At 62.1% G+C, this 18,742-nt stretch carries 13 protein-coding genes and 1 pseudogene; 9 read left to right on the top strand and 5 right to left on the bottom strand.

Annotated features, from left to right (window positions below; genetic code table 11):
- From PY310_RS15695 to PY310_RS15665, 7 genes are all read left to right on the top strand, one after another.
- Positions 1-1,290 (top strand): TrbL/VirB6 family protein, encoded by a 1,290-nt coding sequence (locus PY310_RS15695; protein WP_275215395.1) that lies wholly within the window; start codon positions 1-3, stop codon positions 1,288-1,290.
- On the top strand, positions 1,277-2,785 hold the full coding sequence (locus tag PY310_RS15690; RefSeq protein WP_275215394.1) for an SCO6880 family protein: 1,509 nt from the start codon (positions 1,277-1,279) through the stop codon (positions 2,783-2,785). Before PY310_RS15695 ends, PY310_RS15690 begins: the two co-directional genes overlap by 14 nt.
- Positions 2,786-4,381 carry a P-loop NTPase family protein gene (locus tag PY310_RS15685; protein ID WP_275215393.1) on the top strand — a complete coding sequence of 532 codons (1,596 nt, stop codon included), beginning with the start codon at positions 2,786-2,788 and terminating at the stop codon, positions 4,379-4,381.
- Positions 4,378-6,147 carry a type IV secretory system conjugative DNA transfer family protein gene (locus tag PY310_RS15680; RefSeq protein ID WP_275215392.1) on the top strand — a complete coding sequence of 590 codons (1,770 nt, stop codon included), beginning with the start codon at positions 4,378-4,380 and terminating at the stop codon, positions 6,145-6,147. The genes PY310_RS15685 and PY310_RS15680 overlap by 4 nt, the downstream gene beginning before the upstream one ends.
- On the top strand, positions 6,144-6,572 hold the full coding sequence (locus PY310_RS15675; RefSeq protein WP_275215391.1) for a DUF4913 domain-containing protein: 429 nt from the start codon (positions 6,144-6,146) through the stop codon (positions 6,570-6,572). The genes PY310_RS15680 and PY310_RS15675 overlap by 4 nt, the downstream gene beginning before the upstream one ends.
- A gap of 559 nt (positions 6,573-7,131) precedes the next feature.
- Positions 7,132-10,815, top strand: a complete 3,684-nt coding sequence (locus PY310_RS15670) for a YobI family P-loop NTPase (protein ID WP_275215390.1) — start codon at positions 7,132-7,134, stop codon at positions 10,813-10,815.
- A 555-nt stretch (positions 10,816-11,370) separates the two neighbouring features.
- Complete coding sequence (locus PY310_RS15665) at positions 11,371-12,609, top strand: IS110 family RNA-guided transposase (RefSeq protein WP_275215389.1); 1,239 nt, start codon at positions 11,371-11,373, stop codon at positions 12,607-12,609.
- 49 nt (positions 12,610-12,658) lie between these two features.
- Here PY310_RS15665 and PY310_RS15660 read toward each other — a convergent pair whose 3' ends face one another.
- The 5 genes from PY310_RS15660 to PY310_RS15635 all read right to left on the bottom strand — a co-directional run bounded on the left by PY310_RS15660 (position 12,659) and on the right by PY310_RS15635 (position 17,543).
- Entirely contained in the window at positions 12,659-13,087 is a 429-nt protein-coding gene (locus tag PY310_RS15660) for a recombinase family protein (RefSeq protein ID WP_275215407.1), read from the bottom strand.
- A 408-nt stretch (positions 13,088-13,495) separates the two neighbouring features.
- Complete coding sequence (locus PY310_RS15655; protein ID WP_275215388.1) at positions 13,496-14,260, bottom strand: MerR family transcriptional regulator; 765 nt, start codon at positions 14,258-14,260, stop codon at positions 13,496-13,498.
- Between the two features lie 85 nt (positions 14,261-14,345).
- A complete protein-coding gene (locus PY310_RS15650; protein WP_275215387.1) occupies positions 14,346-15,341 on the bottom strand; it encodes an arsenic resistance protein in 996 nt (331 codons plus the stop codon).
- A gap of 232 nt (positions 15,342-15,573) precedes the next feature.
- Entirely contained in the window at positions 15,574-15,942 is a 369-nt protein-coding gene (locus tag PY310_RS15645; protein WP_275215386.1) for a hypothetical protein, read from the bottom strand.
- A gap of 866 nt (positions 15,943-16,808) precedes the next feature.
- On the bottom strand, positions 16,809-17,543 hold the full coding sequence (locus PY310_RS15635; protein ID WP_275215385.1) for a YcnI family copper-binding membrane protein: 735 nt from the start codon (positions 17,541-17,543) through the stop codon (positions 16,809-16,811).
- 470 nt (positions 17,544-18,013) lie between these two features.
- On the opposite strand from PY310_RS15635, the gene PY310_RS15630 reads away from it, so the two are divergent.
- Together PY310_RS15630 and PY310_RS21580 are read left to right on the top strand one after the other, a co-directional pair.
- A complete protein-coding gene (locus PY310_RS15630) occupies positions 18,014-18,205 on the top strand; it encodes a hypothetical protein (protein WP_275215384.1) in 192 nt (63 codons plus the stop codon).
- A gap of 318 nt (positions 18,206-18,523) precedes the next feature.
- Positions 18,524-18,688 (top strand): annotated as a pseudogene (locus PY310_RS21580) (peptidase M23); the annotation flags it as partial.
- Positions 18,689-18,742: the final 54 nt, after the last annotated feature.

The raw sequence follows: 18,742 nt of genomic DNA, 5'->3' as shown, positions 1-18,742 counted from the left end.
ATGGCAGAAAAGGAATGCGAAGTTTGGAACGCGGTCTGCTGGACCCAACAGGGTGCCAGCAATGTTGCGGCGGGGATTGCGGACGACGCAATCAACAATCTTGCAAAAGCCATCATGGAGGGCATGAGCCAGATGGTGACAACACTGTCTACCTTCTGGGTGTCCATGCCCACCGTGAACTTGGCAAGTAAGGACGGAAGCACCCCAAGTCCCGTTGTTTCTGCGGTCAATAGCGAGTTGATGCCTTGGACGCTGGCTCTGGCCGTCCTCGCCGTCATTCTCGGTGGCATCCGGATGATCTGGGAACAACGCGGTGCGCCGTTAAAGGACCTGCTTCGTTCATTGCTCACGCTCGCCTTGGTGTCAGGTCTGGGCCTGGGTGTCATCTCAATTCTGGTGATCGCAGCCGACGCCTTCTCTGCCGCCATCATCGACCGCTCCACGGAAGGCAAGGGCTTCGCAGAGTCGATGAGCATCCTCGTCATGACCAACCAGACCGGGGTCGGGGTGTTCATCCTCATCGTCCTGGGCCTCATCGGGTTGATTGCTTCCCTCGTCCAGATCGTGCTGATGGTAGTGCGCAGCGGCATGTTGGTGATCCTGGCCGGCATCCTGCCCACCACCGCTGCTTTCACGAACACGGAGATGGGCAGGCAATGGTTCCAGAAGGCAGTCGGCTGGACCATCGCCTTCATTCTCTATAAGCCAGCGGCGGCGATCGTCTACTCGGTCGCATTCCTTCTGATGGGCAATAAAACTCAGGTCCCCTTGATCGGTTCGATCACTGGTTTCACGCTGATGGTCGTTGCCCTGTTCGCGCTGCCGGCGCTGATGCGGTTCGTCACCCCGATGGTGGGGGCGGTTGCCTCGGGTGGGGGAGCAGGGGCCGGGGCAGCCGTCGGGGCCATGGCCACCGGTGCCGTGTCCTTGGGCCGCAGTGGCAGCGGCAGGGGCAACGCCTCACCGACGCCAGCTACGACGCAGAGCAATCAGCCAGGCGCGTCTCCAAAGGGCAGCGCCGGCATGTCGGGCCCCCGAGGCGGAGGAGGTCAGCCCACACCGGGCGCTACCGGTCCGGGGAGAGCCGCCGGCGCTGCAGCAGCAGGCAAAGCGGACATCGCAGGGGCCGGGGCAACCGCCGGCACTGCAGGAGCAGCAACCGGAGCGGCAGCAGCAGGCCCGGCTGGGATGGCCGTAGCTGCCGGGGCACAGGTGGCGTCCAGGACGTCGCAGGCAATCGCCAAGACCGCGCAGGATTCAACCGGGGAGGGCCCCAGTGGCAGCAATTAATACCGAATACAAGGAACCGTCTTACGGCAACTGGCGGGTCCCAAGGTCCGCCGGTCTGGGCGACCTTGGCGCTATCGGCACGGGGATTGTGATGGCAGGGCTGTTGCTGGGCATCATCAGCTTCGCCATCTGGGGCCTCTTTGTTGGTCTGGGTGTGCTGGCCGTGGCAGGGCTCAGTACCCTGTTGTTGACGGTCAAGGACAAGCACGGCCAGTCCGTGGTGGACCGTTTCGCGACCCGGATGAATTTCCGCCTCGCCCGTTTCTCGGGTGCGAACCTGTACCGCTCGGGCCCGCTGGGGGTGACGGAGTTGGGCATGTACCAGCTCCCGGGGTTGGCGGCGAAGTCGCGCCTGTATGAGTTCAACGACTCCTACAACCGTCCCTTCGCCATGCTCCACGTACCGACCACCAGCCACTTCACCGTCATCTTCTCCACCGAACCCGACGGCGCCTCCCTTGTGGATCCCGAGCAGGTCGATGCGTGGGTGGCGAACTGGGGCGGCTGGCTCGCCGGACTCGGCGATGAGGCAGGGCTGGAAGCCGCCGCAGTAACCGTGGAGACAGCCCCGGACTCCGGCTACAGGTTGCGCAATGAAGTCGAGATGAACATTGATGAGAATGCCCCCGAAGCGGCCAAGGCCATCCTCCGCGAGGTTATCCGGACCTACCCGGAAGGTTCTGCCACCGTGCGGGCATGGGTGTCCCTGACCTTCAACGCCTCCCTCCGTGCAGGGTCCCGGAAGCGGGAACCGGAGGACGTCGCCCGCGACGTCGCCTCCCGCATCCCTGGGCTGGGTGCCCGATTGCAGTCCACCGGCGCCGGTATCGCCCGGCCGATGTCCGCACAGGAACTGTGCGAGGTCGTCCGGATTGCCTACGACCCGCCCGCCGCTTTGATCATTGACGAGGCCCACGCGGCCGGTTCCCCCGTCGCCCTGACCTGGGGCGAGGTCGGCCCCACCGCCACCCAGGCCGGCTGGGACGACTACAGGCACGATTCCGCGTTCTCTGTCTCCTGGACCATGACCGGTGCACCGCGGGGTTCGGTGAACTCTTCGGTCTTGTCCCGGCTACTGGCCCCGCACGGAGACGTTGACCGCAAACGCGTCTCCCTGCTCTACCGCCCGATGGATTCGGCCCGGGCAGCTGCCGTCGTCGAGCGGGACCAGAACAACGCCAACGTCCGCATCACCTCCGGAAACCGGCCCAGTGCCCGGGCCCTGGTCGATGCCCGGTCGGCGGCTCAGACAGCGCAGGAAGAAGCCCAAGGTGCCGGGCTCGTGAACTTCGGCATGGTCGTCACCGCCACGGTTACCGACGCGACCCGGCTTCCGGATGCGGTGGCCGCGATCGAGCAGACCTCCGGAACCGCCCGGGTCCTGCTCCGCCGCGCCTACGGCTCACAGGACACCGCTTTCGCCGCGTCCTTGCCGCTGGGACTGGTGCTGCCCAAACACATCCTGCTGCCCAGCGAAATCAGGGAGGCCCTCTAAATGGCACGCTTCACGTTCCTGCAAGCGAAAAAAGTGAAAACAGTAAATACAGCAAAGGCTTCCACCAGCCAGGGGGAGGGGACGCCGCGTCCTGGCCGTGTCCGGGGTCCCGGCTCACGCGGCTGGGGCGGCCGTGGCGGGGGAGCGGCTGCCCTGGTTCCTGCGGTGCGGGAGTACCGGGGCACGACGGTGCAGGTGTGCGGGTTGTGGCCGTTCAGTTCCGGCACGTCGTCGCCGATGATTGGTGTGCCTTTGGGCCGGCATGAGGAGACCCAGGCGACGGTCTGTTGCGACCCGATCAGCTGGTTCCAGCGCGCCCACCTGATCTCCAACCCGTCTGCGTTCATTCTGGGCAAGCCCGGGCTGGGTAAGTCCACGCTGGTGCGCAGGATGTTCCTTGGCCTTTCCGGCCAGGGCGTGCATCCCCTCGTGCTGGGGGACCTGAAGGCAGAGCACGTCGACGCGGTCGAGGCGTTGGGCGGGCAGGTCATTCGGCTCGGCCGGGGACGGGGCTACCTGAATATCCTTGATCCCGGCCAGGCCGTCGAGGTCGCCCAGCTGCTGGAGCAAGAAGGGCACCACGACGCGGCCGTCCGGGTCCGGGCTGATGCCCACGGCCGGCGTCTGAATATGGTCGTCTCCCTCATCACAATCAGCCGGAACTCACCTCCGACGGATCAGGAACAGACCATCCTGGACCGGGCCCTGCGGGTGCTCGATGACACGTTCGACGGGATTCCGGTCCTGAAAGACCTTCTCGACGTCATCATCGCGGCCCCGGCCGAGCTGCGGCAGGTCGCCCTGGACCGCGGCGACATGACCGTCTACCTGCAGGAGACCCGGGCGCTGGAAGCGACCCTGCTGGGCCTGACCGGAGGCGGGAAACTCGGCGAAATCTTCTCCGCCCAGACCACTAACCCCATGCGGCGGGACCGGGCCGTGGTCTTCGATGTCTCCAGCATCGACGAAACCGAAACCGACCTCCAGGCAGCGGTCCTCCTCGCGTGCTGGTCCTACGGATTCGGGACTGTCAACGTCGCCAACGCCCTCGCTGACGCCGGACTGGAACCACGCCGGAACTACTTCGTCGTCCTCGATGAACTGTGGCGGGCGCTGCGCTCCGGCAAGGGCATGGTCGACCGCGTCGACGCCCTCACCCGCCTGAACAGGTCCGTTGGTGTCGGGCAGGTCATGATCTCCCACACCATGTCCGACCTGCTGGCCCTCCCGGCGGAGGAAGACAGGATGAAAGCGCGCGGGTTTGTTGAACGTTCCGGAATGGTCATCTGCGCAGGACTCCCGGCTTCGGAGATGCCGCTGCTGACCGCTGCGATCCCGCTCTCCAGGCAGGAACAGCAGAAGCTCATCTCCTGGCAGGATCCGCCCGCGTGGGACTCCCGCGGCGGTGACGTCGAACCGCCGGGCCGGGGCAAGTTCCTGATCAAGGTCGGCGGCCGCCCCGGCATCCCCGTGACCATCGGTTTGACCTCCATCGAGGCCTCACTGAATGACACAAATAAGCTTTGGCATTGGCACGCACCGGCAGAAACCCTGATGGATGCGGCAGCTCCGATCCGGGAAGAAGGTGCGGCATGAGTGCCCCGAACCGCAAGGGAACAGGCCTCGGCGACGCTTTGGGGATTTGGCTGGCCATTGGGGCCGCCACCATCTTCGGCGGCGGTACCTGGGTCGCCGCCCACCTCGGGTCCTGGATGGCCGACATTGCCGCACCTCCGGCGCACCCCATTGATCTTGTCGCGGGGCTGGCCAAGGGGCGTGTGCCCTGGCCAGACCAGTCCACAGTGGTGGCCTGCGTGCTGGCCGGTGTCCTGATCGCACTGGTCGTGACGGTGCTGGTGGTCCGGTCCCGGACCGCGAACAAACGCACCCGGGTGGACAAGGCTGCCGTGTACATGGGCCGGGGCAAGGACCTGAACCACCTCTCGACCAAGGGCGCCACGGCCACGGCCGTGCGCCTCGGCGTGGAAAACTCCACCGGTGTCCGCCTCGGCCGCAGCGTTGCCGGGAAGCGCCCGCTCTGGGCATCCTGGGAGGACATGCTGATCCTCATCGCCGGGCCCCGCACGATGAAAACCACCTCCTACGCCGTCCCCGCCATCCTGGACGCCCCCGGGGCAGTGATCGCCACGTCGAACAAACGCGACATCGTCGACGTCACCCGCCCCATCCGCTCCGAGGCCGGGCAGGTGTGGGTCTTTGACCCGCAGGCCGTGGCGGAGGAAGAGCCGTCCTGGTGGTGGAACCCGCTCTCGTACGTGAAGAATGAAGCCACGGCAGGGAACATGGCCCAGCACTTCGCCGCAGGCTCCCGGGAACCCGGAACCAAGCCCGATGCCTACTTCGACCCGGCCGGGCAAAACCTGCTCAAAGCCCTCCTGCTCGCCGCCTCGCTCAGCGCCGCCCCGATCACGCAGGTGTACACCTGGCTGACCCGCCCGCACGACGAAGCACCGGCAGACATCCTCCGCACCGCCGGGTTTGACCTGCTGGCAGACATGGTCATCGGCCACATCCGGGAACCGGAAAAACAGCGCGCCGGCGTCTATGGCACCGCCCGGCAAATGGTTTCCTGCCTCACCGACCGGGACGTCAGCCAATGGGTCACCCCAACACCGGGTACAACGGTCGACACCGACCCCCGTCCGCAGTTCGTCCCCGAAGACTTCGTCCGCGGCAAAGGCACGCTCTACAGCCTCTCCCGCGAAGGCGTCGGAACCGCAGGACCCCTGGTCACGGCCCTGACCGTCGCCGTCGTCGAAGCTGCCGAAAAGTACGCCACGTCCCAACCCGGCGGGCGCCTCGCGACACCGCTGCTAGGGATCTTGGATGAAGCGGCGAACGTCTGCCGGTGGAAAGCACTCCCGGACCAGTACAGCCACTACGGCTCCCGCGGCATCATCCTCATGACCATCCTGCAGTCCTGGTCCCAGGGCGTGGAAGTGTGGAACCTCGAAGGAATGCGGAAACTCTGGTCAGCATCCAACGTCAAAATCTACGGCGGCGGCGTCTCCGAAGTCGGCTACCTCGACGAACTTTCCCGCCTCATCGGCCAATACAGCTATATCAACGTCTCCCGCAGCCACAGCAAGGCAGGGTCCTCCTCCTCCCGGCAGGAAAGCAAGGACGAGATCCTGTCCGTCGCCGACCTGACAGCGCTGCCAAGGTTCCGGGCCATCCTGCTCGCCTCCGGCGCCCCGGCCACCATGATCGAAACGATTCCCTGGATGAACGGGCCCCACGCCCAAAAGGTCAAAGACTCCCTCGCAGCAACGGAAACAAGTGAGCGCAAGCCAGTGGCCGTGCCAGCTCATAACCCTTGGACGGACGGAGACAAGGCGTGAGTGAAGAGTTCGCGGACGCCTTCGGGGACGAAGAGGAGCAGTCCCCGGCCGGTGGGCACAGCCACGCTGAGCCCGAACCGGAACTGGTGTACTCCAGCGCCGTGGAGTTCTTCGCTGACCTCCTGGCCCAGTCCTACGTCCGGGAAGTCAACGAGGGCGCCGCGTTCGCGTGGTGCCCTGAGTGGTACAAACACCCCGAAGCCTTGATCCGGATGGAAGCCATTTGGCGGGCCTGGGAACACTTACGGCTGGAGCCTGCCCTCGGGGTCAGTACCTGGTGGCTGAACCATGCCGACCCGCACATGCGCATGCTCATGGACAAAGAAGGCCCGTTCAAAAAATGCGCCTACGACGGACACAAAACCCCCGCCCGGGACAGAACAGCTCTGCCCCATAAGACTCCTGAGGCAGGAATCTTTGACTAGCACCGCTGGGTGTTCCCGATTGCATGGAAAGAACGAGGGACCCGCTTAAGCCTTTGCTGCCCGGACCGCACGGCCGGAGCTGAACCGACTTCTAGCTGTCCATGGCTGGGGTCAATTCGGGTTATCCACGGCTGGAAATTCGGGAGCCGTCGGGGTAGCTCCCTTGGCAGCAGTAGCGGTTGATAACCCATCATGATTGTCCCCGGCTGTGGGCAGCAGTCTCACCCTCGCCCTAGCACTCCACTGTCATTGTCCAGATCCAGAGCAGTGCAGGACACTCGGGTCACCCGAACGAGTGTGGGCTCCGCGCTTAGGCGTTGGACCGCCACGAGCGCACCCGCGCCTATGCTGCCCAAGTTTCGCGACCACCCCGCGGCCAGGTGTTGGCTTCTGGTGGGGTTGGGCAGCGTGACGCGATCTTGCTGACTCGTGATTCCGATTTGTTGCTGTACGGCATCATTGTTCCCATAATGCCTGTCTCAAGAATGCTGATGGTTTGCTGATTGTCGGAACCGATCGTATGTGGCGGCTATGCACCACAATCACAGGAGGGGTTAATTTGTCGGCACGCGTCGAATCAGGAGCCGAAGTTGTTCCCCAGCTCCAGCCACTTGCACCGAAATACAACCAAACGCACCACAGCGCGTATGTATCCGTTCTGGAACACGCTCTTACGCAGCAACCAACCGTGCGCAACATCGCCCTTTCGGGAACATACGGTACAGGGAAAAGCAGCATCCTCGCTGAGCTTGCCCGCCGATTCAAAGAACGCGTTCTCGAGGTTTCTCTCCTGACGCTCGGAGAAGAACCTGAGAATACGGGTCCGCCCACAGCAGAGACCAACCCCGCTGCATCCACAACGACGAACCGGATTCAGAAGGAAATCGTCAAGCAGCTTTTATACCAGCAGAGCCCGGCCTCTACTCCAGAGTCACGGTTCCGCCGGATCACCCGGTTTCACTGGTTGCGCGAGTCCGTCTACGCCCTTTTGATCGGCCTCGCCCTCCTCGTGATCCTGGCAGCTTTGGGAATAGATATTTCCGCCCTGCCCAACGTTGGGTTGGCCCTAGAGCCGCTGCCCTCTTGGCTTCGAACTCTTAGTGTTTACGTCTCTATCCCTTTCATGCTCGGGGTGGTTGTACTCGTTATTCGGCTCTTCATTCACGGGCGACTTGGCGTGGAAAAGGTGAGTGCTGGTCCTGCAACTATCACCCTGCCAGCACGTTCAAATAGCTACTTTGATGAGTATTTAGATGAAATCATCTACTTCTTCGAGACAAACAGAAGTCGCGACATCCTTATCATTGAAGATCTTGACCGGTTCAATGATCCTCGCATTTTTGAAAGTCTGCGGGCCCTGAACAGCCTGCTCAATGCGGCTAAACAACTCGGTGGCCGAGACATCCGATTCATTTACGCTGTACGGGACAGCGTGTTCGAGAAGCTGGGCCGTGACGCCGATGAGACCGACGATCAAGCCAAAGCGGAACTCAAGCGGGCTAATCGCACCAAATTCTTCGAGCTTGTCATTCCTGTTGTTCCGTTCATCACGCACAAAAACGCAAGAGACCTCATGCATGACCTGCTGGAAAAGCGCGGGCACGAGATCTCGAAGGATCTGATTGACCTGGCGGCACGCCACGTCGCTGATATGCGGCTCATACACAACATAGTCAATGAATACGAGATCTTCGAGCATCGGCTTCTCAAAGTAGCCGACCCTGTCCCTGAACTGGACTCGGACCGCCTGTTTGCCATGATCCTCTTGAAGAATGCGCACATGGCAGATTTCGAAGCCATACGCCATGGAACATCCTCGCTCGATAAGCTGTACACAGCATGGCGCACATTAGTTAGCGAAAACGTTCAGGCCATCCGCAATAATAACCAAGCACTGCGGAGACGTATTGAGACAGGACAAGCTACAGAAGACCGGGCGACCGCCTTGGCTGCACGATTCCGAAGCATAATCAGCAGCCTAGTGACAGCAGAGGGATCAGCCCTTGTCCATGACACCATCTATGTGAACGGCAGTCCCATCGATCCTGGCACCGTGGCACAACCTTCGTTCTGGCAAGCTGTTGCTCGATCGGAGTCACGGCTCAGCGTTGCAGTCCGTAACAACAGCCCGTACAGCAACACCAACGTCACCCAAATGGTTCTTTCCACCAAGACCGTGCAGAACCTTATTGGGGAAGACATCAACCTCGAACCGTTCGAGCGGTCTCAAGTCCTGGCCGCCGAGCGCAAAATCGGTCAAAATAGCGCGTTGCTCCCCTTCCTTCAGAGGCACACGTGGAGCCAGCTAGTCGAACGTTCTGATTTCAAGCACACCTCCGCTGTGGGAGATCCTCCCCGGACGTTCCGAGAAATTGCTGAGCACTTGTTGCCGTCGCCGCTCGTTCTTGGCCTCGTAGTAGGCGGATATATAACGACCCACTTCACCCTCCACGTGTCTTCCTTCTACGGCCAAGTGATCCGACCGGACGCAATGATCTACATCATGAGAAATGTGGATCACGGCGTCGCTGACCCCGAGTATCCGCTAGATAGTGGTGACGTTGAAGCAATCCTTCGTGATCAAGGCGCTTCCGTCCTAACCGAACGCAGCATGTTCAACACTTCGATACTTGATCACTTATTATCTGAGCAACCACGTCTTGCTGGCATTGTCGCCAAGACCCTAGCTGCAGCAGGTGAAGAAGGACTTAAGTTCATCAGCATCTATCTCTCGTCGGGTGCGCACAAGGAATCTTTCATCGCTGAGGTGACCCCTCTCGTACCGTGCGTCTTCACCCTTCTAGCCGATGACGCGTCTCTCGATGCTCAAGAGAAGGCCGGCCTTATTGATGCGGCGATCGGGGTGCGGTCAAACCAAATTGAGTATGACGATTCCGAAAAACTCCGTGGATTTGTAGAAGACAATTATGAATTGTTTTCTTCCTTGACTGCTGATAGAAGCCGCACCGAACCGAAGCAATCGATCGAATTCATCGGAAAAGTCGGTGCGCTACTGCCAGACCTGTCACGGCTTTCTGACAAAAGCTGCACGGAACTGGCCGAGACCACGTACTACCGCGTGTCCGCCAGGAATCTCGAACGAATTCTCCACGACGACAACCTTTCACTCGATCGCCTGAAGGACGCTGGTGCGGGGGTATATCTCCATGCAATGTCACACATGAACGACTACAAGGCTGCCTACGAGGAGTCTCCCGCTTCGGAGTACACCATCGAAGAACCGGCTGTGTTTGCAGCCATATTGAGAGACGCTAAAGATTGGGAGCCATCAGATTTTGCCTTCATCGTGGGGAACGCCCATCCTGACTGCAGGGCTGATGACCTCGTTGATGTGCCGCAACAGGCTTGGCTGCCGATAGTTGCCAGTCAGCGCACCTCGATGACCTACTACAACGTCGCAAGGTACATCGAGTGGCGTGGGGAAATCGATGAGGCTCTGGCCTCATCGCTCAAAGAATCTACTGAGATTCAGTATTCGGACGACGCAGAGCAGGAGCGCAGAGCAGGCCTTGCCGTCACCGTTCTCAACGCTTCTCATGTACTGCCAGATCTAGAACATCGAATTTCTCTGGCGCTCTCACTAGACCCCGGGCAGCTGCGAACTGCATCCATAAAGCCGGAACCTGGCAAACTGGTCGGGCGTCTGATTGAGGATGAACTGATTCTTGATGACGAGGACGCCTTCAGCTCGCGGCTTATGGTCGACTGGCCAACTCTGGAATATGCCATAAGGGCGTCCAGCGAGTATGAAAACTTTGTGTCGCCCGCAACGCTCGCTTCCGAGTACCTTCCTCAGATCATGTCCAACCAGAAGGTAGGAAGCGTACTTCGCAGTGCAGTTCTCAAACAGATCAATGCGGGCTTGTTCCACAATGTTCCGAAGAGTGCATACGAAGCAATCGCCGAGGCCGACTTTCGAGGTGAGCTGAACCTGACCTGGGTGGGAATCGATCTCCTGATAAAGGGAGGAGTGAACCAGTCAACGATCATCGATTTGGTGGCTAGAAAGGTTGCATCATTGGAACTAGAGAACCTGCAAGTTCTGCTCAGGCACCTCGGAAACCCGTACTCACGTATCGCGGACAAAGGCTGGTCTACCACTAAGCTCGATGACACTCCGGAGCATCACGCCATACTTGAAAGCCTGAAGCGCGGGGGAATTGTCTCGAAGTTCCCTGCCGGTTCTGACTCCAAATTGAAAGTCTCACTAAAGCGGCCATGACCTCGCGAAACATACTGGGACGACCGCGAGCACGATCCGTCAGGTGCCCCTGACACTCAAGCGTGGCCAGCTGTCAGGTTTGAATCAAGGCTGTTCGGCGGACAAGTGCAGGAACTGCTTTTCGGACCCTATTCTGACGAGCTTTTCGCTCACGCCTGACGTCAGGATGGGGTGTGCCCTAACTGGACGAACTCTGCGCCCGTTGGCAGGCTCCCCGGACTTTCTGAATCTGGCTCCGGCTACAAACGAGGCCGCGTTGTCGTTTTCAGCGGTCCAGGGGCGCTGCCGCGCCGTGGGGGTCGAAAATAGGGGCGGCCGGCTTACAGGCTGTAGTTTGGCGGCGCGGACGGTCGCATGATGCTAACGTCTGCTGCGGTGAACGCCGTGACTTCTTGGTGCCGTAGTTGAGCCCGCTTTTCAGCGTGGTGTGGAGGGCTTCCACGGGAACCGTGGATTGTTGCTTCGAGCACGAGTGCTAGATTCCTGATTTGCTCCCTGCCCTCCCCGCGGCAGTCACATACCCATATCCCTTCAATTTAAGAAAGTGCCACGGCAATGGACATCGTCCATGAGCGGTCCGTCGGGATGGATATATCCAAACGCGACGCGAAAGTCTGTATCAGGGTCCCGGGCAAGCGCCAGGGCCAGTTCATTTCGACAGTCACCACCTGGGGATCCACCACAAACCAGATCCTGGAGTTACGGAGGTTTTTGGAAGAACAGAACGTCACGGTCGTAGTGATGGAGGCGACCAGCGATTACTGGAAGCCGTTCTACTATCTGCTCGAGGATTCCCTTCCGGTCATGCTGGTCAACGCCAGACATGCGAGGAACCTGCCCGGGCGCAAGACTGACGTTTCCGATGCGGCATGGCTCGCGCAGCTTGGCGCGCACGGGCTGTTGCGGGCCTCGTTCGTTCCGCCCGGACCGGTCCGCGAATTGCGGGATCTGACGCGGGCCCCTGCCGTCACCGTCCAGGATAGAACCCGGGAGCTCCAACGCCTGGAGAAGTTCCTCGAGAGCACTGGAATCAAGCTTTCGGGAATGGTCAGTGAACTGACCGGGGTGTCGTCCCGGGCGATGCTCGAGGCGTTGATCCGTGGGGAACGGGATCCGCGGGTACTCGCGCAGTTTGCCCGGGCCAGCATGAGGTCAAAGATGCCGGCACTGACCGAAGCACTCACCGGCATGTTTGGCGAGCATCATGCCTTCATGGTCCGGCTGCATCTGGACCGCATCGATCAGCTTGCCCGGACTGTCACCGTGCTGACGGAGCAGATTGACACGGTGGTGGAGCCCTTTCGTGCGGCCCGGGAAGCGCTGAGCACAATCCCCGGTGTCTCAACACTCGTCGCTGACGTGATCATCGCCGAAACAGGTGGCGACATGAGCGTATTTCCAACGGCCGCGCACTTAGCGTCCTGGGCCGGCGTCTGCCCGGGATCCAACGAATCCGCCGGCCGGATCAAATCAACAAGAATCATGCCCGGCAATAAATATCTCAAGGGCGCGCTCGGCATCGCCGCGATGGCCGCGTCCCGCGGCAAAAACACTTACGTCAGCGTCAAATACAAACGGGTCGCCCTCCGGCGCGGCCGGGTCAAAGCCATCGTCGCCATCGAACACGTCATCCTGACCGCGACCTGGCACATGCTCGCCAACGGCGAGGTTTATTACAAGGATCCTGGCGCGGACTTCTATCTGAAGAGGGAACCGGAACAAACCAAAGCCAGGGCCATCCGTCAGCTCAAAACCCTCGGCTACGATGTCAACCTCACACCGGCGGTTGCATGACCTTGCGTCTATTTTCGTACTAGAAGTCGCCTGCACCAAACAGCAGCGACTATTGCGTCGAAGACCCCGTCGCGCCCGCTGCCGGGACCCACCGGTAAAGCGTCGGGACGGAGACGCCGAGGCTCGTGGCCACTTCCCGGGGCGGTGTTCCCTGGTTGAGTAGTTTGCGGGCTGAGCGGATCTTGGCTTCCGTCATGATGCGTTTGCGGCCGCCGACCCGTCCCTGTTCGCGCGCGGCCAGCAGCCCGGCTTGGGTACGTTCGACCATGAGCTCCCGTTCCATCTGGGCCAGGGAAGCCATCACATTGAAGAAAAAGCGCCCGGAAGCCGCGGTGGTATCGATCGCGTCGGTGAGGCTGACGAAGCCTACGCCGTGGTTGTTTAGGCCGCCGGCGAAGTCCAGGAGGTCTTTCACGCTCCGGCCCAGGCGGTCCAGCTTCCACACCACCAGGGTGTCACCGTCGCGCAGGGTGTCCAGAAGGGCTCGCTGCGAACACCACGGTTCTCAAATCAACCTGTTCTTGAAATCCTTCGTTTCTGAGAAAGCTAGCAGTCTCCGGCGCAATCGCAGCCTGCAATGTTCATGCTGCTGTCGTGTCGAGCTCGTCGGTGCCTGACGTAGAGGATCGTGATGCCAGCGGCCGCCACGAGGGCAATGGCAGCGGCGGGCCACCAGCCCGCAAGTAGAGCCCCCAGCCCTGCAAGGGCACCGCCTGCAGCAAGAAGTGGCAGCGAACAAGCGAGCATGCAGCCGATGACAGCAAGTGTCCCGGTGAGCATTGCCGTCTTGCCCGTGGCCCGGGCTGGTTTTTGTTGCTGTGTGGTTGTCACTGAGGGTCCTCGTCTCTTGGGTTGATTGCGGCCAGGCTTTGCTGGCTGAGGTTGGTCATACGACCCCGAACACGTCGTGGAGGGCGTCCTGCGCTTGGGCGGGGGCGCGGACTTCCAGGCGCAGGCCGACGGCGTTTACCGCGATGGTGAAGTCGAAGAACGAGCAGCACTCGTATTCCTCGGCAGCGAGTCGGGCAAGACCAGCCGCCAGGTCGGGGTTGTGGGCAAACTCCAGGGCAACACCGTCCTTGAGGGCGGTCCGGGCGGTGGCGTCTGCGATCAGGGCGGTCCACGCGTTCAGTCGGCCGGGAAGTGCGTGCCGTTCGAGGGTGCAAGCCGCTCCGAGGCTGTCCACCGCTGCCGGCAGGAGGGGGAACATGAATGCGCCCGCGGGCGGTGCCAGTGGTTTCTGGTCGCTGCCTACACAGGCGCAGTCGTCGGTGCAGGCGCCTTCCTGAGGCTTTCCCAAGAGCCGTGCGCTGGCCTGTTCGAGCTGATCGTCCAGGTCGGTCAGCTCGTCGATGCGTTCCCGCGTCTCTTGGAGCCGGGTGGCGACGATTCCGCCCAGGCGGTGCTGGACTGTTCCACATTCATCGCTTCCCCAGGCGGCGACGAGTTCACGCACGTCCTCGAGACTGATGTCCAGCTTCTTCGCCCGGGTGATGACTGCCAGGCGTTCCAGGTCCCGTTCGTCATAGTTCCGGTAACCGTTGGCTGACCGGACAGCCGGGCCAATCAGCCCGATGTCCTCGTAGTAGCGCAGGGTGGTCGCCGGCACTCCAGTGCGTTCGGCAACCTCCGAAATTCGCAGGGTCCTCATGCCCTCCACGGTAAACCTTCAACCCGGCTCGAAGGTCAAGCCCGCTGGCTGGGCCTGTTGCCAGAAACGGGAGGCCGGGCGCGTTTTAGGCGAGCTGCCGGCGGGGTTCGGAGCGGACAATCAAAGGCAGGAACCGGACATAGATGACCATGCCTACCAGCTCAACGAGAGTCTGGGTCACCACAACCAGCGCGGCAAGGGCCAGCGGCCCGGGCAGCGCCAGGGCCAGCGGGAGCACAACCAGGGAATTGCGGGTCGCGCCGCTGAAAACAACGGCACGAGTGGCAGCGACATCGAGACCGGCGGCCTTGGCCGCGAGCAGGCCCAGCGGAACCATCACCAGCAGGAACGCCGCATAGATCGGAACCACCGTCAGTAGCGAGGTCAGCTCCTGACCGACTCCAACGATTTGCGAACCGACAACCACGGCCAGCGTGGCCATCATCAACGGAACCATCAGCGCCTGCGTCACCGCCATGACGGCCCGGCCCAGGGCCGCGCGGCGGCCCAGCGCCTGCGTCAGCGCCGCCGCGGCCAGGGGAACCATGATCAAAACAACCAAAGCCTCGATGAATGGGGCCGGGTCAATGGCCGAAACCAGTTCGGGGCCGACGAAAACCAACAGGTACACGGGCAGCAGGAGCATCTGGGCCAGCATCAGCACCGGAGCGGCCGCCAAAAGCCGGTCGGTGGCCCCGCCGGCCAACCCGGTAAACACGATGACGTAATCGATGCAAGGGGTCAGGAGCACGAGCAGAACCCCGACCAGCAGGGCCCGGTCCCCGGCGATGAACCGGGACAGGCCGAACACCACTACCGGAACGGCCAAGAAGTTCAGAATCAGCACCGTTGCCAGGAACCGCAGATCCCTTGCGGCCTTACCGATGGCTGCAAAGGGGATCCCCAGAAAAGTCGCATATAGCAGCAGCCCGAGAACCGGGTTTATCGAATGTTCCAGCGCCCCGGCCGAGGACGGCGCCAGGAATCCCACAGCACCGCCGGCCAGGATCGCTACGAGGTACAGGCCGATCTGCTGGCGTTCCATCCACGCGACGAGGTTCTGGGTCTTCACCGTGTTCATGCTAGGGGATGCGGTCCAGCGCTTATGAAAGGCGCCAGCCCATCCCGGGGTGGGCGTAAGCCTTGGGAACGTCGCCGGTGGGCGCACGAATGGCCATCCATCGTTCCCTTGCGTTGTGCCCAACCTATCGGAGCGGTTGGCTGAGGCTTAGCTGTCGGGCGTGGAAGTCGAAGTGAAGTGTGGGGTACGCGTAGACATCGTTCAGTGTCATAGTTGGGGCGAAGAACGGATCCTACCGGTCGGGAAATGGCATGGACCGGGTCAGAGACCTGGCGCTTTCCCGTTCCAACCGGCGGGTGATTGCCGTGATGGTCCTGTCGAGTTTCCGGCCCATCCGTTGTCTGCTGTAGACGAGGGCTGCGCCCCGGGAGCCCCAGTAATTCACTACGTCAAAGGGCCGGGTTCCGGCGTTCAGGACGGCGGCGAAGGCTGTGCCGACGGGCGTGGGGAGCCTGCTGATGACGTGGACCATCGGAAGCAGTGCGCGGACGATCATGTAGCCGAACACCATATGGAAGAGCAGTTCTTCGTTGGTCCACGGGGTTCCGTCGCTCGTGCGTCGAAGATCGGCGGCGGTTGCTTGCGCTCTCCAGCCAGGCATCGAGTGAGTGGCGCGCGCGGTCGTATCCGGCCAGGATATCCGGCCTTGGTTTGCTCCATGGGCCGCCCCTTTCATCAGGCCGGGTCCGGCCCGGGTCTTGTGTACGCCGCAAATTCGCCGCGCATGGCTTCATTATGGGGTCGCGACAGGGCGAGGACTGCCCGTTTGACAGCAAAAGTGCAAAGTCAGTTTTCGCCTGCATCTGCGGGTCCGGCACCGTGCCGTTCAGATCTTGGCGGAGCGGCGTTCGATCAGGATGGTGTCACGCCACTGCCCGGTGAACGGCCCGTGGGTCATCCTGACGATGCGGTGCATGCGCCCGACGACGTAACCGTTGGCGAGATGGAGTCGGAGGCTGGCTTCGTTTTCGGGGAAGATGCTTGTGAGTGACGCCGTGGCATGGTGCCATCAGAAGGGCGGCGCCTGGATCCGCAAGGCTGCCCCGCTGGTCCAGGGCATCGTTGAATGCGAAAGTTAAACAACGCGGGCCCGGCTCGTCATACCATCCGGAAGACTGCCAGACCCACTTCTCAGAGCTACTGCCCCTTGCAACACTGATGTTACCTATGTTTGAACCGTTCAAACAAGGACTCCTTGTGCGGACGACCTCTCCCGTTGCATTTGGCGGTGTAGTCAGGAGGCAATTCTGGTTGAGTGATGCACCAGGGACGGCCCGGACGGTGCGGAGGTTCCGGGCCGTGGTGTTGCGGGGCCGCCGTCCTGGCCGCAGCAGTCTTGGCGATCAAGGCTTTGGTCGAGTCCATGCTCTCCACGGGCCGTCGGCCCCGGGAAACCTGAACGGTCCTTGTGTTCAGGCTTCCCGGAACCAACTTGCCCCGCGGCGGCGGGGAGAACGGGCCTGCGGGTCAGCTCTTCTTGTTCCTGCCGGCACGGAGGAACGAAGCGACTCCTGCGGCGAGTCCGGCCAGCCCCGTCGCCAAGGCCGCCCAGATCAGCCCCGGAGCGGGCGCGTTGGTATCCACGGAGGCCACCGGCTCAGTGGCCTGCTTTGCAGCGGTGGCGCCAGCGTGGCCACCTTCTCCCGATTCGGCGGCAGTGGTCACAAAAGCCGGGGCGGGGTCCTCGGGTTCCTTCTGGCCCTCGACCACGGGATCGTCCCAGTTGCGGACACTTCCGTCCGAGTAGGACTGTGTCAGGGGCAGAGTCACGGTGGTGCCGGACTTCGGAAGTCTGCCGACGTATACGGAGAACATTTGGTATTGATCGCCCGTCAGCTGACTTTGTGCGTCGTTGGCAGTCCAGGTCACGGACAGAGGCGCCTCGGTGATGGTGGCGCCGTCCACGGTTATCGGCTGAGGCAATGCTCCTCTGACGATCTCGGTTGTCCAGCCCTGGACTGGCTTTACCCGGACCGATGTCAGCGGAGTGTCGGTTGGCAGATCCACCTTGATTTTGGTGGTTGTGGCGGTCTTCGACTCGCTGGGAACCCTGAAAGTCACCTGCGTGGAGGTGCCTTCCGCGGGGGCATCCGGCGTCACCGAAACGTGGGCGGAGGCCGCACCGAGGCCAACGGTCATGAGCGCGGCGGTGGCTGCCCCAACGGCAACTACTTTAAAGGCATGCGGGGTTTGGTTTTTCATGGGAAAGTCCTTTGCTGATGCCGCCCATAACACCGGCAGGATGGTGGGCGGCGAAAATATAGGTGGGTTGACGGGGGCCGCGTTCCCTTCAACCGCCGGTGCACTCAGACCGGCCGGGTCAAGGGGACGCCGTGTACCGGTGGTCCCCGGATTCCGTCGGCGCGGTGGCTCCGCCAGGGTGAGGGTATTGGGCCGGAGCCGGGTCCAACACGGGCGGGTCCGCTCCGAAGGATAGTGACGGGCTGGAGGGCATGCGTCAGAGGGCGGAACCAGGCAACGAACCGCCAAAGCACTGCTTCGGCGCCGCTCAACACGGCCGCAGTCGCAGCGGCGGCAAGGAGGTGTGCCAGCGGCATGGCGAATCCTGAGTCCGCGTGCACGAGAGGTTCCGGCGCCTGGGTCAGGCACGCCGCCCCGGCCTGGACCGCATGGTGCCCACTGCCGCGCAGTGAAGTCCCGCAGGCCGCTCCATGGGAAAGGAGACTGAACGCCTCGTGAAGCAGCACCTGCCCGATTCCAAGGACGCCGGCAACCCTTCCCAAGGACAACCGGCGGCCCAGGACCATCACAACGGCCAAAAAAACCAGCGCGATCAGCGCCACGGAAATCTTCGCCTCAGGGAGCCTTCCTCCGCCGAGGATATGCGCACCCGCCGCGAGTAGCCATACGGTTCCGGTCACCATAAGGGGACGCATGAGAGGCATCATGCGTACACTCATCTCCGCCTCCAGTTCACGGACATTACAGGTCGGTTCCGACCTCAGCATCGCGGGACAACCCCGGAAATACCTTGTAGATCACCCCTGAGCGAGGGCGCCCTTGAACCGCCAACCTCTTAGACACGGGGAGTAGTTAGTTTCTCATGTCCATACGCAGAGCCCTCAGTGTGCCCGGCATTTGGATCCCGTGGAGCCGGGTCACGACGGACAATGACCATCGCGGCCGTGACGGCGAGCGAAAAGGCTGCCACGGACCACATAATCACAGATTTCGCCGCGGCCAGCGGCATCGGCCAGAAGGCCGGCATCGCGTTGGCAGCAACGGGCCTGGTACTCACCGTGAGCGTTCCGGTGACTGGCCCGGTGATGGCATTGCAGGAACCGGGCAAGGCCGCGTCCGCCGTTTCCACCGCGCCACAGCCGTCGGGCTGCCCGTCGGAGTGCTTCATTGCCCTGAGCAGCTACCTTGCCCCTGTACGC

It is taken from the genome of Pseudarthrobacter naphthalenicus, from assembly GCF_029076445.1.
GTDB lineage: Bacteria > Actinomycetota > Actinomycetes > Actinomycetales > Micrococcaceae > Arthrobacter > Arthrobacter naphthalenicus.
The sequence above is the reverse complement of the archived record's forward strand: the minus strand, read 5'-3'. Positions and strand labels throughout refer to the sequence as shown.

What these genes read in the sequence shown, in the direction of transcription:
- PY310_RS15695 (WP_275215395.1), top strand. Translation starts at nt 1, where the DNA reads ATGGCAGAAAAGGAATGCGAAGTTTGGAACGCGGTCTGCTGGACCCAA.
- PY310_RS15685 (WP_275215393.1), top strand. Translation starts at nt 2,786, where the DNA reads ATGGCACGCTTCACGTTCCTGCAAGCGAAAAAAGTGAAAACAGTAAAT.
- PY310_RS15680 (WP_275215392.1), top strand. Translation starts at nt 4,378, where the DNA reads ATGAGTGCCCCGAACCGCAAGGGAACAGGCCTCGGCGACGCTTTGGGG.
- PY310_RS15665 (WP_275215389.1), top strand. Translation starts at nt 11,371, where the DNA reads ATGGACATCGTCCATGAGCGGTCCGTCGGGATGGATATATCCAAACGC.
- PY310_RS15655 (WP_275215388.1), bottom strand. Translation starts at nt 14,260, where the DNA reads ATGAGGACCCTGCGAATTTCGGAGGTTGCCGAACGCACTGGAGTGCCG.
- PY310_RS15650 (WP_275215387.1), bottom strand. Translation starts at nt 15,341, where the DNA reads ATGAACACGGTGAAGACCCAGAACCTCGTCGCGTGGATGGAACGCCAG.
- PY310_RS15645 (WP_275215386.1), bottom strand. Translation starts at nt 15,942, where the DNA reads ATGCCTGGCTGGAGAGCGCAAGCAACCGCCGCCGATCTTCGACGCACG.
- PY310_RS15635 (WP_275215385.1), bottom strand. Translation starts at nt 17,543, where the DNA reads ATGAAAAACCAAACCCCGCATGCCTTTAAAGTAGTTGCCGTTGGGGCA.
- PY310_RS15630 (WP_275215384.1), top strand. Translation starts at nt 18,014, where the DNA reads ATGGGAAAGGAGACTGAACGCCTCGTGAAGCAGCACCTGCCCGATTCC.